Annotated in this window: 13 protein-coding genes and 2 riboswitches; of the genes, 11 read left to right on the forward strand and 2 right to left on the reverse strand. The window is 65.5% G+C overall.

The window, feature by feature from the left end:
• The 5 genes from QRN45_RS08050 (at position 1) to QRN45_RS08070 (ending at position 5,258) form a co-directional block, all read left to right on the forward strand.
• Entirely contained in the window at positions 1-759 is a 759-nt protein-coding gene (locus tag QRN45_RS08050; RefSeq protein ID WP_284762898.1) for a flagellar biosynthetic protein FliR, read from the forward strand.
• Entirely contained in the window at positions 759-1,862 is a 1,104-nt protein-coding gene (locus tag QRN45_RS08055) for an EscU/YscU/HrcU family type III secretion system export apparatus switch protein (RefSeq protein ID WP_284762899.1), read from the forward strand. Before QRN45_RS08050 ends, QRN45_RS08055 begins: the two co-directional genes overlap by 1 nt.
• Before the next feature lie 79 nt (positions 1,863-1,941).
• Complete coding sequence (locus QRN45_RS08060) at positions 1,942-3,990, forward strand: flagellar biosynthesis protein FlhA (protein WP_284762901.1); 2,049 nt, start codon at positions 1,942-1,944, stop codon at positions 3,988-3,990.
• On the forward strand, positions 3,968-4,993 hold the full coding sequence (locus tag QRN45_RS08065) for a hypothetical protein (protein ID WP_284762903.1): 1,026 nt from the start codon (positions 3,968-3,970) through the stop codon (positions 4,991-4,993). Before QRN45_RS08060 ends, QRN45_RS08065 begins: the two co-directional genes overlap by 23 nt.
• Before the next feature lie 4 nt (positions 4,994-4,997).
• Complete coding sequence (locus QRN45_RS08070) at positions 4,998-5,258, forward strand: carbon storage regulator (protein WP_078106302.1); 261 nt, start codon at positions 4,998-5,000, stop codon at positions 5,256-5,258.
• On the opposite strand, the gene QRN45_RS08075 is transcribed toward QRN45_RS08070, so the two are convergent.
• Entirely contained in the window at positions 5,255-5,824 is a 570-nt protein-coding gene (locus QRN45_RS08075; protein ID WP_241708131.1) for a hypothetical protein, read from the reverse strand. The two genes, QRN45_RS08070 and QRN45_RS08075, sit on opposite strands and share 4 nt — an antisense overlap.
• A gap of 212 nt (positions 5,825-6,036) precedes the next feature.
• Here QRN45_RS08075 and QRN45_RS08080 point away from each other — a divergent pair, with 212 nt between their 5' ends.
• Complete coding sequence (locus QRN45_RS08080; RefSeq protein WP_284762904.1) at positions 6,037-6,870, forward strand: sigma-70 family RNA polymerase sigma factor; 834 nt, start codon at positions 6,037-6,039, stop codon at positions 6,868-6,870.
• Between the two features lie 7 nt (positions 6,871-6,877).
• Here QRN45_RS08080 and QRN45_RS08085 read toward each other — a convergent pair whose 3' ends face one another.
• Positions 6,878-8,419, reverse strand: coding sequence for an MFS transporter (locus QRN45_RS08085; RefSeq protein ID WP_284762905.1), 1,542 nt, complete (start codon positions 8,417-8,419; stop codon positions 6,878-6,880).
• A gap of 82 nt (positions 8,420-8,501) precedes the next feature.
• Here QRN45_RS08085 and QRN45_RS08090 point away from each other — a divergent pair, with 82 nt between their 5' ends.
• The 5 genes from QRN45_RS08090 to glyA form a co-directional block, all read left to right on the forward strand.
• Complete coding sequence (locus QRN45_RS08090) at positions 8,502-9,050, forward strand: TetR/AcrR family transcriptional regulator (RefSeq protein WP_078106300.1); 549 nt, start codon at positions 8,502-8,504, stop codon at positions 9,048-9,050.
• Positions 9,051-9,238: 188 nt separating this feature from the next.
• Positions 9,239-9,336: riboswitch (glycine riboswitch) on the forward strand.
• Position 9,337: 1 nt separating this feature from the next.
• Positions 9,338-9,443, forward strand: a riboswitch (glycine riboswitch).
• Positions 9,444-9,495: 52 nt separating this feature from the next.
• Complete coding sequence (gcvP, locus tag QRN45_RS08095; protein ID WP_241708141.1) at positions 9,496-12,342, forward strand: aminomethyl-transferring glycine dehydrogenase; 2,847 nt, start codon at positions 9,496-9,498, stop codon at positions 12,340-12,342.
• Positions 12,343-12,355: 13 nt separating this feature from the next.
• Positions 12,356-13,489: a glycine cleavage system aminomethyltransferase GcvT gene (gene gcvT / locus QRN45_RS08100; RefSeq protein WP_284762909.1), complete on the forward strand. Its 1,134-nt coding sequence runs from the start codon at positions 12,356-12,358 to the stop codon at positions 13,487-13,489.
• 461 nt (positions 13,490-13,950) lie between these two features.
• Complete coding sequence (gene gcvH / locus QRN45_RS08105) at positions 13,951-14,334, forward strand: glycine cleavage system protein GcvH (RefSeq protein ID WP_241708143.1); 384 nt, start codon at positions 13,951-13,953, stop codon at positions 14,332-14,334.
• Positions 14,331-15,449, forward strand: a 1,119-nt coding sequence (gene glyA / locus QRN45_RS08110) for a serine hydroxymethyltransferase (protein WP_284762910.1), incomplete at its 3' end; no start/stop codon positions are given. The genes gcvH and glyA, both read left to right, overlap by 4 nt.

The following is a 15,449-nucleotide window of genomic DNA, read 5'->3' on the forward strand; positions in this document are numbered from 1 at the left end:
GTGGATCTTCCCTTCAACCAGTCCTGGCTTGAGGTCCTGTTGTTGGCCTCCGTCCGGATGACGGCCTTCCTGGTGGTGGCCCCTCCCTTCTCGCACCAGGCAATTCCACTGCGCATCAAAGGGATGCTCGGCATCGGTATAGGGCTGGCCGTCTCCCAACGCCTCTCCGTTGGCTACACCTCCAAGGACACCGCGGGCTTCATCACGGCCGTGGTGCTTGAACTCGTGACCGGCGTGGTCCTCGGCTTCCTTGTCCTGCTCGTCTTCGCGGCCATCCAATCGGCCGGCAGCCTGATTGACCTCTTCAGCGGCTTCCAGATGGCCCAGGGCTTCGATCCCCAGATGATGATCAACGGCGCCCAATTCACCCGGCTTATGCAGATGGCCGCACTGGCACTCCTTTTCGCTTCGGACGGCTACCAGCTGGTGATCGGCGGCCTGACCGGCAGTTTCACGGCGTTGCCGCTGGCCGGTGGACTGGACATGGCACAGCCTGTCCAAGCGATGATTTCGGCTGTCACGGGGATGTTCCTTGCCGCGGTTCAAATCGCCGGGCCCTTGTTGGTGGTGCTGGTACTCGCCGACATCGGGCTCGGGCTCCTCACCCGTGTTGCGCCCGCCCTGAATGCCTTCGCCCTGGGCTTCCCGCTCAAGGTGTTCATCACCCTCGGGCTCGCAGGATTCCTGTTCCTGGCGCTGCCCCGGCTCGTTGCCATGCTCGCCGAGCAGGCGGCGAACACCCTGATGGGGGTGGGCTGATGTCGGATTCACAGGAGAAAACCGAGCAAGCCACCGACAAACGGATGCGGGAGGTCCGGTCCAAAGGGCAGCTTTCCCGATCGCAGGACCTCACCGCCTGGCTCGCCGTCGGCTCCGCGGCGGCCATGATCCCCTCCACTATCGAGCGTGCCTCCAACGTTGCCGCGGACCAACTGTTCACCGTCCGCGCCGTGATCGCGAACCCCGAACCGGCCAAAGCGGTAGCGGCGCTCGAAGCCGGGTTCGGCTCCTTGGCCCAGGTGCTGGGGCCTTTGTTCGTAGTGGTCATGGTGATCGTGGTGGCCGGATCCGCCGTCCAGGGCGGCATCCACTTCAAGAAATTCCGCGTTGAGTTTGAGCACTTCAACCTTGTGAGTGGCCTCAAACGGGTCTTCGGCGCGCAGGCCCTGTGGGGCGGGCTGAAAGCGCTCCTGAAGACCGCCGTCGTCGGGCTTGTCCTCTACACGGTGGTGCAGGGGCTCGTCCCGGTGCTGCTCACCGCCGGGGGACTGCCGGTGTCCGGCATCCTTGCGGCAGCGACCGGAGGCATCGGTTCGTTGATCCAATTCGCGGTGCTGGCCGGCCTGGTCCTGGCCGCCGCGGACATCTTCGTGGTCATGCGCCGCAACCGCAAGAAGACGCGAATGTCCAAAAAGGAAATCAAGGACGAAAACAAAAACAGCGACGGCGATCCGCTCATCAAGTCCCAGCGCCGCTCGCGGCAATTGAGCATGAGCCGGAACCGCATGATCGGCGCGATCGCAGACGCCGACGTCGTGATCGTCAACCCGACCCACGTCGCCGTGGCGCTGAAGTACGACGCCGGCAAAGCGGCACCGCGCGTGGTGGCCAAGGGGGCGGGGGTGATCGCTGCCCGGATCAGGGAAGAAGCGGAGGCGAAGTCTGTCCCGATGGTCCAGGACATTCCGCTGGCCAGGGCACTGCATTCGGCGTGCGAACTGGGCCAGGAAATCCCTGTGGAGCTGTACCGGGCCGTGGCGGGAGTCCTGGCGTTCGTCATGTCGCTCAAGGCGAGGGGAGCGGCACGCGGAATCCATCGTGTGCCAGGAGTGGCTGGAACCATGGCCGGAGCCCCGGCATGAGCCCGCGCGTTGGCCACCGCATTGACCGGAGCCCCCGAACCCCACCCAACAACCACGCCATCCCGGACAGGACACCGCAATGAACAACAGATTCGCCAGGCTCACCGTGCCGGTGGGAATCGTGGGCATCGTGCTGCTCTTGGTGGTTCCCGTGCCCGCGCCGCTGCTGGACTTCCTGATTGTCTGCAACATCCTGCTGGCCCTCCTGGTCCTGCTCACCAGCATGTTCGTCAAGAAGCCCCTGGACTTTTCCGTCTTCCCGTCCTTGCTGCTCGTGGCCACGCTGTTCCGGTTGGGGCTCAACGTGGCGTCCACCCGGCTGGTGCTGGGACAAGGGTTCGCCGGCCAAGTGATCGACGCTTTCGGCAAGGTCACCGTGGGCGGCTCCATGATCATCGGCGCCGTGGTGTTCCTCATCCTGGTGGTCATCCAATTCGTGGTGGTCACCAAGGGCGCCGAACGCGTCGCCGAAGTGGGGGCGAGGTTCACCCTGGACGCCATGCCCGGCAAGCAGATGGCCATCGACGCGGACCTCAACGCCGGCCTCATCACCGATGTCCAGGCCCGCAAGCGCCGCGCCGAGGTTTCCGCCGAGGCCGACTTCTACGGCGCCATGGACGGTGCCTCGAAGTTCGTCAAGGGCGATGCGATCGCCGGCATCATCATTATCATCATCAACTTCGTTGGCGGCATTGCCATCGGCGTGCTGCAGCGCGGCATGAACGTGGGCGATGCGCTGAACTCCTATGGCCTGCTGACTATGGGCGACGGTCTCGTCACACAGATCCCGGCCCTCCTCATGGCCGTGTCCACGGGCATGATCGTCACCCGGTCGAATGCCGAGGAGGACATGGGCCGGACGGCCTCCTCGCAGCTCATGCAGTCGCCCAACGCCTTGCTCATCGCGGGACTGGCCGCCGTCGCCATGGCGCTCATCCCCGGCATGCCCATCATTCCCTTCCTGCTGGTGGGCGCCTTCCTGCTCTTCGGTTCCAGGCGCCTGGCGGCCCAGCAAAGAAAGCAGAGCGAGGCGGAGGACGCGCAGGAAGCAGCCACCCTGAGCTCCGAGGAAGATCCCAACGAGCGGCTCATGCAGGACATGCGCATCCACCCCGTCGAGATCCTGCTGGCTCCGGACCTTGTTGACATGGTTTCCGGTGCCTCGGACGACCTCCTGGCCCGCGTCCGCTCCCTCCGCCACAAGATCGCCATGGAGTTGGGGATCGTGATTCCGCCCGTCCGCACGCGCGACAACGTCGAGCTGCCACCGGCCACCTATGCGATCCGCATTGCCGGAGTGGAAGCCGGACGCGGCACGGCGCCGTCGGGCAAGTTGCTTGCCCTCGGCGATTACCTTGACGCTCTGCCCGGTGCCTCCACGGTGGAACCGGTCTTCGGGCTGGCCGGAAAATGGATTCCGACCGAGATGCGCCACAGTGCGGAAATGACCGGGGCAACCGTGATCGACCGGGTGTCCGTGCTGGTGACCCACTTGTCATCGATTGTTTCCGCCAACGCCGCGAGGCTCCTCACCCGCGAAGACGTCCGGGTGCTGACGGAAGGCGTGCGCAAGCAGAGCCCGGCCGCCGTCGAGGAACTCATTCCCGGGCTGATGTCCCTCGCCGAGGTGCAGCGCGTGCTGCAGGGCCTTCTCGAAGAACAGGTCCCCATCAACGATCTTCCCCGCATTTACGAGGCCCTTGCCTTGCGCGCCAAGGTTTCCACCGAGCCCGAGGCCTTGATCGAAACCGCCCGGCAATCCCTCGGTCCCGCGCTCGCAGCCAAGTTCCTGGACGGCGCGATGCTCAATGTGATCATGATCGATCCGCTCCTGGAACAGTCCATGCTCGAAGACATGCGCCCGGCCGAAGGCGGTACCCAGATTGTCATGAGCCAGGCTCGACTGGACGCCGTCCTGGCCTCCGTGCAGGCTTCGGTGGAGACCGCGGCGAATGCCGGACGGCAGGCCGTTCTGGTGTGCGCTCCGGCGCTGCGGCCGGCGGTCCGGCGCCTCGTGGCAGCTCCCGACGGCGGCGTTCCCGTGTTGTCCTACCGTGAAGTAACGTCCGCGAACATCCAGATCGAGACCGTGGGGGTGGTCCGCAATGCCGAAGCAATACAAGCTTAAGGGCACATCCCTGGACGACATCCGGGTGAAGGCCGAGCAGCAATACGGGCCTGGCGCGCGGATCGTCTCAGCCGAGAAAGTCACCAACCCCGGGATCGCCGGACTCTTCGCAGCCAATCGCTACGAGGCCACCATCGAGGTTCCATCCCAACTAGCTGGCAATAGTTGTCGTTCTGGGGGCCCAGAACGACAACAACTGCGAGTCAGTTGGGAGGCGCAAGCGGGCGGGGAGGTGCACGCTGCCGGGGAGGCGCACGCGTTGCAGGGGCTCGCGATAGCCGCGCTCCTGGAGCAGGCCGACGCGGCCGAGATGGACATGCACCGGCCGGAGGCAGTTGTTTCTACTGCCTCCCCGGATTTCGCCGGGATATTGGAGCAACTGGGGAACGAATTCCGGGCGCCGGCGTCCGGAGCACCAACGCAAGGCGCGCTGACCGCGTTGCCGCACGCCGTCGTCGGGCACGCCGTTCCAGCGGCCCCTCCGGCCGCCGTGCCGGTGCCATTGGCCGGCAGCGGCAACCTCGTCATCCTGCTTGGCCTCGGCGACGACGCCTTAGGGACAGCACTGGAATTGTCCATCGCTGGGGGCGGCTTCGACGTCCGGACGGCCGGAGCCCTGACCGCTTTCGGGCACCTCCATGTGACGGGGCGCCAGGGCGCGACGGCGGCCCGTGCCCAGGCGGTCGTCACCGACCAAACCGTGCTGGTCGCCTACGGGCTCGGCAGGCAAGGCGAAGCCGTGACGCGTGCGGCGGACATCGCCACCCTCGCGGCAGACCAGTTGTGGCTGGTTGTCGACGCCGGGCGGAAGGCTGAAGACACGGCATCCTGGGTGCGGGCGCTCTCCGCAGCCCTGGCCGCCGAGCGCGTCCGTGTCGACGCGCTTGCCGTTTTCGGCGCGTCGGAGACCGGAAGTCCCGAGACGGTCAACGGACTCGGCCTACCCATCGGGTGGGTGGACGGCAAGCCCGCCCGCGTTGCGGTGCTCGGAAAGGTAGATTGAGAGCATGCTGGTACTGACACGCAAGCCGGGCGAACAGATCATGATTGGTGGGGACATCGTCATCACCGTCATGGAGGGCCGCGGCGACGGCGTGCGCATCGGGATCGAGGCGCCCCGCGGGGTGTCCATCCAACGTCGCGAAGTGGTTGAGGCGATCGCCGCGGCCAACCTCGCTGCTGCCCAGGCCGGCCCCGACGCCGAGGAACTCGTTGCCGGGCTGCGTCCGCCCGTGCGGAAGCCCCCCAAGGAAGAGGCTGGGTCTTAAGCCAAGCCCAGGAACTCTGCGAGGAGTGGCAGCGAGCAATCCCTCGTCACGGCCAGGGCCCGCTCGATGTTGGCGCTTTCCGCAAGGAGTGTCACGTCATCCACGGTGTCGGAGTGCGCGAACGCCTCCGGCACTCCCGGCGCCACGCTGTCGCCCGGCTGTACTGGGCCAAGCACCTGGTTCCCGGCGCCCTGTGGCCCCATCCGGAGGGCTTCGACATTGGCGGCCGCGGTTGATTCGACCTGCTTGAGCAGACGGACCAGGCCATGGTGGTGTTCCTGAAGCAGTTCCGGCCAGATTCCGGACGGCGCCACTGAGGCAATCATGGGCAGCGTTGCGTTGGCCGATAGGCGCCACTCAATGGCCAGTGCAGACGACTCGATGTTCCGGGCAAGCGTGTCGAACCGGAGGTTTTCCAGGACCTTTTCCACGTCGGCGGCAGTGAATTTCAGCCAATGCCAATTGCCTGCCCGGACGTGCAGCAACTGTGTTTCGAGCCGGTACAACAGCAGTTCCAGCTGTCTCCGCTCACGCCACAGCATCGCTGATAGCTCGTCCGCCCCCACGGTTCCCCATTCCCCGGTTCGGCCTGCGAAAACGTGTTTTCCGAGGCCCGATTTGTATCTTTTTCATGAGCGTACACGCATTGTTATTTTTCAGATGGTATGTTCACTGAATACATGTCTGGTCCATGTAATCTTCGGCACGCTGTACCGTCTCAGCAGCTGGCCCATGAAGCCCCTGGAACCAGGCTTTTGCAACTCAATAAACGGGTCTCATGGGGGGACTAATTTTGAATCGCGATGAACGCAACGAGCTGGTGCTGCAGCACTTACCGCTCGTTGGCTATTTGGTGTCGGAGCTCTGCGCGAGAGCTTCTCATTTGTCACGCGACGATTTCGCGTCGGTGGGGTCCGTGGCGTTGATAACGTCTGCCGATTCCTTCGATCCGGACCTCGGAGTCCCTTTCGGCGCGTTTGCGCGCCGCCGGATCGTCGGGGCGTTCGCGGACGAGATGCGGGCCAGCGATTGGGCCACCCGCTCGGCGCGCAAACGCATCAAGGAAACCATGTCGGTCCAGGAAACGCTCTCCGGAGTCCTTGGCCGCACCCCGTCGGTGGCCGAGACCGCTTCGGCGCTGGGCGTTGAACGCAGCGTGGTGGAAGCGGCCCTGGCCGATGCCGCGCGGACGCTGTCGCCGCTGGATGACGTGGTGGTGGACACGGTCGCGGCGGAGACGATCTCCCCGGAGCATTCGGTCCTGGCCGATGAGCGCCTGAAGTACCTTCGGGCCGCCGTCGAGGCCTTGCCGGAGAAGATGCGGTACGTCGTCGAGGAGATCTACTTCGCGGGGCGGACCGTGAAGGAACTCGCCGAGGAACTCGGCTCCACCCACGCCGCGGTCTCCCAGCAGCGCGCCGAGGGCATCCGGCTCATGCGCGACGGGCTGTCCGCGCATTACGCGGACGATCCCGGGCAATCCTTCGAGCCCCATTCGCGGATTACCGCCCGACGCCGGCACGACTACCTCTCGACCCTCGCCACCGCCACCCTGGGCGGAATCACCCGCAGCTTCAGCGCTCCGGATGCAGCCTTGAACCAGGCAGTCTAGAGTCCGCCTACTTGGCGGTCGGCACGCGGCGGAGCACGACGGCGGAGAGGACTGCCGCCCCCGCCATCAGAACCAGCCCGATCGCTGCCGTGATGTGGACCCCCGATTCAAAGGCCGCACGCGCCGCGGTGCTCAGGGCGTCGCCCAATGGCTGGGGCAGGGTAGATGCGGTGTCCATGGCGCCGGCGAGCGTCTCCCGCGAGCGTTCTGCGGCGTGGGCCGACAGTTCGACCGGAAGCAGCAAATGGTGTTGGTAGGACGCTGTCAGGATGGAGCCGAGCACGGCTGTGCCCAGCAGTGATCCGAGTTCGTAGCCCGTTTCCGAGATCGCCGATGCCGCGCCTGCCTTGTCGGCAGGAACCGCGCCGAGGATCAGGTCGTTGGAGATGGTCTCCGCCGAGCCAACCCCGATGGCCAGCAGCAGGAGCGCCGTCAAAAGGTACCCCGGCCCCTGGCTGTGGTTTCCCAGGGCGGCCACGAGGTATCCCACCGCGCTCAGCGCCAATCCCGATGCCACCACCAGGCCAGGGCGGATCCGCTTGACCAAAGGGACCACCACCAGTCCTGCCACAATGGTGGCAAGTAGGGCGGGAACCATCGCGATCCCTGCCTGCATGGGGGACTGGCCCTCCACCAGCTGCAAGTGCTGGGCGAAGAAGTAGATGAATCCCGTCATGGAGAACAGGGACAGGACGTTGGCCGTAATGGCCGTGCTGAAGACCTTGTTCCGGAAAAGCTGAACGTCCAACATGGGCGATGCCAACGAGCCCTGCCTCCGGACGAAGACAATTCCCATAGCCAGGCCGAACACCATGAAGGCCGCGGGACCCGGGCCGAACCCGTGCACGGCGGCCTCCTTGATGCCGTAAACCATCGGGGCCATGGTCAGGATGGACAGCACCACGCTGGGAACGTCGGGCTTGCCCGGGTTGCGGTCCTTCGACTCGGGAATCAAGGACGGACCGAACGCGAGCAGGGGAAGCAACAGCGGCACGGCGACCAGGAACACGGCTCCCCACCGGAAATGCTCCACGAGCCAACCGCCAAAGATCGGACCGAGCGCGGCTCCGCCGGAGAATCCCGCGGCCCACACGGCAACCGCGAGCCGGCGACGGTTCGGGTCCGGGAAGATGTTGCGGATCAACGACAGTGTGGACGGCATGAGCATGGCTCCGAAGATGCCCATGCTGGCACGTCCTGCAATGAGCCATTCAGCCGATGGGGCGAAGGCCGTGGCCGCGGAAACGGCCGCGAAGCCCGTGCTGCCGATCAACAGCAAGCGGCGGCGGCCGATCCGGTCACCCAGGTTTCCCATGGACACCAACAGTGCTGCGAGGACCAGCGGATAGGCATCCACGACCCATAGCAGCTGTACGCCCCCGACTTCCAGCGACCGGGCGATTTGCGGCAGGGCAAATGTCAGCGCCGTATTGTCCACAGCCACCAGCAGCACGGGGAACATCAGGAGTGCCAGGGCAGCCCAGTCGCGCCACGGGGCGGTGTGGATCGAAGGGGTACGGGGGTGCTGGGTTGTGGACGGGGTGAACATGAACATAACTGTACCGTCTGGACGGTATAGTTTCAATTTGCCGCATCGAACTGCCGCATCGAACTAAGGGATGATGGACACCATGCCGCGAAAACCTATTGCCCGGGACGCTGTCCTGGATGCTTTTGAAGCCCTGCTGATCGAGGTGGGGGAGCGGGCTGCCACCCTGGACGCCGTCGCCAAGCGCGCAGGCGTCTCCAAGGGCGGTTTGCTCTACCATTTCCCCAACAAGGAAGCCATGATCAGCTCCTTGCTCGAGCGCATGGACGGGCTGGCCGCGCTGGACATCGAGGCGATGAAGGCAGCTCCGGAAGGTGCTGCCGCGTTCTTCATCAAGTCCTCGCTCTGGGCCGACACGCCCTTGGACCGCGTGTTTGTGGCAGCCACGCGTCTCGCGGAAGTAGCCCATGAAGAAACCCGCAGGCGCTTCGCGGGAATCCAGCAACAATGGCTCGATGTGCTCGCCGAGGAAGTCGGGCCTGAAATGGCCAAGGCCGTCCGGTACATGGGCGATGGACTCTACTTCAACGCAATGCTCGAAGGCGGCGCCGGTGATACGGAAGTCAAGGCCAGCGCGAGGAGCGCCGACGTCGGTGCGCTGCTGGCCGCCGTCGAACGCCTCCGTACCTGAGTGGCCACCCAACTGACTCGCAGTAGGTGTCGTTTTGAGGCTCCAAAACGACAACAAGTGCCAGTCAGTTGGGAAAGTCGGGCTGCTAGGTAACCCTATTTGCGGACGCGGGCAGTCCATAGGACAATTGGTAGTTGTGGCAGCCGTCACCGGCAACCACAGTCGATTCACACAATTGAATACGCCTTTGATCTGCGGCGGGAGAGTCCTGCAGGCATGTGATGCAGGCGCCGTAGGAGCAAATCCTCCCCAGGAATCTCTCAGGCCCACGCACCGCCGCGGCAAGGCAACTCTGGAAAGCAGCACGCTGACGCGCGCTCACCGACGGTGCAAGCGGAAAGTGCCATAAGCACGTTTCGCGGAAACTCTCAGGTCCAATACAGAGCGGGGAGGAATCCGATTAGCTGTGGCGTACCTTGCGCCGCCTTATAAATGGAGTTCCTTCGTGACGGTTAGTTCAACCTCCACCGCGTTCGTTGACCGGCATATCGGCGCCCGCCGCCAGGCCGACATTGACATCATGCTCAAGTCTGTTGGTTACGACAGTGTCGATTCGCTGGTGGACACCGCGGTTCCCAAAGACATCCGCCAGGACGTCGCGCTGACGCTCCAGGACGCCCTGAGCGAGGTCGAGGTCCTGGCTGAGCTGCGCAGGCTGGCTTCCAAGAACAAGACGGCCGTGCAGATGATCGGCCAGGGCTATTACGATACGGTCACTCCGCCGGTGATCCGCCGCAACATCCTCGAGTCCCCGGCCTGGTACACGGCGTACACCCCGTACCAGCCGGAGATTTCCCAGGGCCGCCTCGAAGCCCTGCTGAACTTCCAGACCATGGTCCAGGACCTGGTGGGCCTGCCCATCGCCAACGCTTCCCTCCTTGATGAAGCCACGGCCGTGGCCGAGGCGGTCCTGATGATGCGCCGGGCGAACAAGAACAAGACGGCCCACGACGGCAAGACGGTGCTGGATGCCGACTGCCTCCCGCAGACCATCGCCATCGTGAAGGGCCGCGCCGAGGCGCTGGGCTTCGAGGTGGAGATCGCTGACCTGTCCCAGGGCCTGCCCGAGGGCGAGATCAACGGCATCGTGCTGCAGCAGCCGGGCGCTTCCGGCCGGGTGTTCGACCACTCGGGCGTGATCGCCGCCGCCAAGGAACGCGGCGCCCTGGTCACGGTTGCTGCGGACCTGCTGGCCCTGACCTTGATCACGCCTCCGGGCGAGCAGGGCGCCGACATCGCCGTCGGCTCCACCCAGCGCTTCGGCGTGCCGTTGTTCTTCGGCGGCCCGCACGCCGCGTACATGGCGGTCCAGAAGGGCCTGGAGCGCTCGATGCCGGGCCGCTTGGTGGGCGTTTCCAAGGACGACGCCGGCACTCCCGCCTACCGCCTGGCGCTGCAGACCCGTGAGCAGCACATCCGCCGCGAGAAGGCCACCTCCAACATCTGCACCGCGCAGGCACTGCTGGCCATCGTCTCCTCGATGTACGCCGTGTACCACGGCCCCGAGGGCCTGAAGGCGATCGCCGAGACCGCCCACCACCACGCCCGCACCCTGGCTGCTTCCTTGAAGGCCGCGGGCCTTGAGGTCCTGCACGGCAGCTTCTTCGACACCGTCACCGTCCGCGTCCCGGGCAAGGCTGCCGGGATCGTCGCAGCCGCGGAGGCCAAGGGCATCAACCTGCGCGGCATCGACGCCGACACTGTGGGCGTCTCGGTTGACGAGACCACAACGACGGCGGTTGTCGGCGGTGTCCTTGATGCGTTTGGTGCTTCACTCACCGAAGCCAATGAGGGCTTCGTCCTGGAGGCCGCGGTCGAGCGGTCTTCGGACTACCTGCAGCACCCGGTGTTCAACACGCACCGTTCCGAAACCCAGTTGCTGCGCTACATCCGCAAGCTCTCGGACCGGGACCTGGCGCTGGACCGCACCATGATCCCGCTGGGATCGTGCACGATGAAGCTGAACGCCACCGCCGAGATGGAAGCGATCTCCTGGCCTGAATTCGCCTCGATCCACCCCTTCGCCCCGGATTCCCAGACCACGGGCTGGCGCGAGCTGATCACGGACCTGGAATCCCAGCTGAGCGAGATCACCGGGTACGACCAGGTCTCCATCCAGCCCAACGCCGGTTCCCAGGGCGAGCTCGCTGGCCTGCTGGCGATCCGCGGCTACCACCACTCCCGCGGCGAGGCCCAGCGCAACGTCTGCCTCATCCCGGCTTCCGCCCACGGCACCAACGCAGCCTCGGCCGTGCTGGCCGGCATGAAGGTGGTGGTGGTGGCCACCGCTGCCGATGGCACCATCGACCACGCGGACCTGCAGGCCAAGATCGACGCCAACAAGGACGTCCTCTCGGCCATCATGATCACCTACCCCTCCACGCACGGCGTGTACGACGCGGACGTGCGCGAGGTCTGCGACTCCGTACACGCAGCCGGCGGCCAGGTGTACATCGACGGCGCCAACCTCAACGCCCTGGTCGGCCTGGCCCAGCCGGGCAAGTTCGGCGGCGACGTGTCCCACCTGAACCTGCACAAGACCTTCTGCATCCCGCACGGCGGCGGAGGACCCGGCGTGGGCCCGGTCGCGGCCAAGGCGCACCTGGCCCCCTTCATGCCCGGCAATGCCGCGGCCTGGACCGAAGGCAACGACGTGCCCATCTCGGCTTCACGCTTCGGCTCCGCCGGCGTCCTGCCGATTTCCTGGGCCTACGTGAAGCTCATGGGCGGCGAAGGCCTCACCGAGGCCACGAAGTCCGCCCTGCTTGCCGCGAACTACATCGCCTCCCGCCTGAACGAGTACTTCCCCGTCCTCTACACCGGCGAAGGCGGACTCGTAGCCCACGAGTGCATCCTGGACCTGCGCGAACTGACCGCCAAGACCGGCGTCACCGCCGAGGACGTGGCCAAGCGCCTCATCGACTACGGCTTCCACGCACCCACCCTCGCGTTCCCCGTCGCGGGCACCCTGATGGTGGAGCCCACCGAATCCGAGGACCTCGGGGAGATCGACCGCTTCATCGAAGCCATGATCACCATCCGCAAGGAAATCGACCAGGTCGCCCACGGCGACTTCACGGTGGAGAGCAGCCCGCTGCGCCACGCACCGCACACGGCGGCCGCCGTCGTGAGCTCTGACTGGAACCGCGAGTACTCCCGCGAGCAGGCCGTCTTCCCGGTCCATCACCTCAAGCAGGACAAGTACTTCCCGCCCGTAGGCCGCATCGACGGCGCCGCAGGCGACCGCAACCTGGTCTGCTCCTGCCCTCCGATCGAAGCCTTCGAGAACTAAAGGACTCCTCACGATGACTGAGAACTACACTGCGCTCTACGAAGAGCACAAGAAGCTCGGCGCTTCCTTCACCGATTTCGGTGGCTGGCAGATGCCCCTGAAATACGACTCGGAACTGGCCGAGCACCACGCCGTCCGCCGGTCCGCGGGCCTGTTCGACCTTTCCCACATGGGCGAAGTCTGGGTCACCGGCCCGGAAGCCGCGGCATTCCTGGACTACGCCCTGGTGGGCAAGATCTCCGCCATGTCGGTCGGCAAGGCCAAGTACTCGCTGATCTGCCAGGAAGACGGCGGCATCATCGACGACCTCATCACCTACCGCCGCGGCGACTCCACCTTCCTGGTGGTCCCGAACGCGGGCAACGCCAAGGTTGTTGCCGAGGCTTTGGCACAGCGGGCAGCCAACTTCGACGTCGTCGTGGAGGACGTCTCCGCGGCAACCTCGCTGATCGCCGTCCAGGGCCCCAAAGCGGAAGAAATCCTCCTCCGCCTCGTCCCTGCCGCACAGCACTCCATCGTCACCGGGCTCAAGTACTACGCCGCCGTCGAGGTGCCCTTCACCTTCGCCGGGAACACGACGGAACTGCTGCTCGCCCGCACCGGCTACACCGGCGAGGACGGCTTCGAAATCTTCGTGGACAATGATGCCGCTGCCGCCCTCTGGCAAGCAATCGCAGCAGTTGCCCAGGACGGTGAGCTGATCCCCGCCGGACTGGCCTCCCGTGACTCCCTGCGCCTGGAAGCCGGCATGCCGCTCTACGGCAACGAACTCTCCCGTGAAGGCAACCCCTTCTCGGCAGGCCTGGGCCCCGTTGTCTCCCTCGCCAAGGAAAGCGACTTCGTAGGCCGTGCTGCCCTGGAAGCCCTCAAGGCTGAGGGCGCCGGTTCCACCAGCGGCCGCAAGCTGGTCGGTCTCAAGGGCCTCGGCCGCCGCGCCGGCCGCAGCCACTACCCGGTCCTCAAGGACGGCGTCGTGGTCGGCGAAGTCACCTCCGGCCAGCCCAGCCCCACCCTCGGCTACCCCGTCGCGTTGGCCTATGTCGACGTCGAACACACCGAACCCGGCACGGCCCTTGACGTCGACCTGCGCGGCAAGGCCGAGCCGTTCGAGGTTGTCGCACTGCCGTTCTACAAGCGAGTCAAGTAAGTCGTCACGCCTTGAGCCCGTCGGATCCGGGGGTGGCTGGGAGCCGCGGGACGGAAGAATCCTTCGCGTGCTCGGTCGCGAAGACGCCCGCTGAGCGGACGTGTCGCTCCCTTAGACGCACGCTTCCGGATCCTCCCGGCCAGCGGCGGCTCTCGGCTCACCGCGGGTTCAGATTCAGTCCGGCACCTTCGGCTCTCGCTTTCGAAAGCCAAAGGTGCTGGATGATAGGCCACCTGCCGCAGCTTGGGCTCGCGGGAACCACGGATTACCGACTAAAACCGAAAGGGCCAGCGTTCTTTTCCGGAACGGTTGGCCCCGAAAACTGAACTGACGAATAACGGGTGACGGGATTCCGGCAGCGTGCGTCTAAGCGAGGAACGAGCGAGCACGCCGAGGAATTCCGTTATCCGCCACCCAACCCGACCACAACTGTTTTCTTAGACCAACGCAAAGGAAAAAACATGGCAAAAGTTGCACCTGAACTCCAGTACTCCGACGAGCACGAATGGGTTGCCCGCGAAGCCGGCAATCTTGTGTCTGTTGGCATCTCGGCCGTGGCCACCGATGCCCTCGGCGACATCGTGTACGTTGACTTGCCCGAGGTCGGTTCCGCTGTGACTGCGGGGCAGACCTGCGGCGAGGTGGAGTCCACGAAGTCCGTTTCGGACCTGTACTCCCCGGTCACGGGCGAGGTCACGGAAGTCAACCCCGCCGTCGTCGACGATCCCGCACTGATCAACAACGATCCGTACGGTGCGGGCTGGCTCTTCAAGGTGGCCGCCGAGTCCGACGGTCCGCTGCTTTCCGCAGAGGAATACGCTTCCAAGAACGGTGGCGAGCTGTGAGCGCCGCGAGCGGAACCGCGCGCACCGAGAACATTGCGTTCGAGCAGGTTGTTTCGCCGAGCCTGGATACGGTGTTGTCCGAGCTGGATCCGGAGATCGCGGCGAAGATCGACGACGAGCTGAACCGTCAGCGTTCGGGCCTGGAAATGATTGCCTCGGAGAACCACACCGCCGTGGCTGTCATGCAGGCGCAGGGTTCGGTGCTGACCAACAAGTATGCCGAGGGTTACCCGGGCAAGCGCTACTACGGTGGTTGCGAGCACGTGGATGTCATCGAGCAGTTGGCTATCGACCGGGTGAAGGCCCTGTTCGGTGCAGAGTACGCGAACGTGCAGCCGCACTCCGGCGCCCAGGCCAACGCCTCGGTGATGCACGCCCTCATCAAGCCGGGCGACACCATCATGGGCCTGAACCTGGCGCACGGCGGGCACTTGACCCACGGCATGCGGATCAACTTCTCCGGACGCCTGTACAACGTCATCCCCTACCAGGTCCGCGAAGAGGACCACCGGATCGACATGGCCGAAGTGGAGCGCCTGGCGCTCGAGCACAAGCCGGCACTGATCGTGGCCGGATGGTCCGCCTACGCGCGCCAGCTGGACTTCGCCGAGTTCCGCCGGATCGCCGACCTCGTGGGCGCGTACCTCATGGTGGACATGGCGCACTTCGCCGGCCTGGTGGCCGCCGGGCTGCACCCGTCCCCGGTCCCGCACGCGCACGTCACGACGTCCACGACGCACAAGACCCTCGCCGGTCCGCGCGGCGGCATCATCCTCTCCAACGACGCCGACATCGCCAAGAAGATCAACTCCGCGGTCTTCCCGGGCCAGCAGGGCGGACCGTTGGAGCACGTGATCGCCGGCAAGGCCGTGGCCTTCAAGATCGCCGGGTCGGAAGAGTTCAAGGAACGCCAGGAACGCGTGTTGGCCGGTGCCCGGATCCTGGCCGAGCGACTCGTCCAGCCCGACGTCACAGCCAAGGGCATCAACGTGATCTCCGGCGGCACCGACGTGCACCTGGTGCTCGTGGACCTGCGCAACTGCGAACTCAACGGCCAGGAAGCCGAGGACCGCCTCGCCGCGATCGACATCACCGTCAACCGCAACGCGGTTCCG

The organism is Arthrobacter sp. efr-133-R2A-63 (assembly GCF_030209795.1).
Classification (GTDB): Bacteria; Actinomycetota; Actinomycetes; order Actinomycetales; family Micrococcaceae; genus Arthrobacter; species Arthrobacter bambusae_A.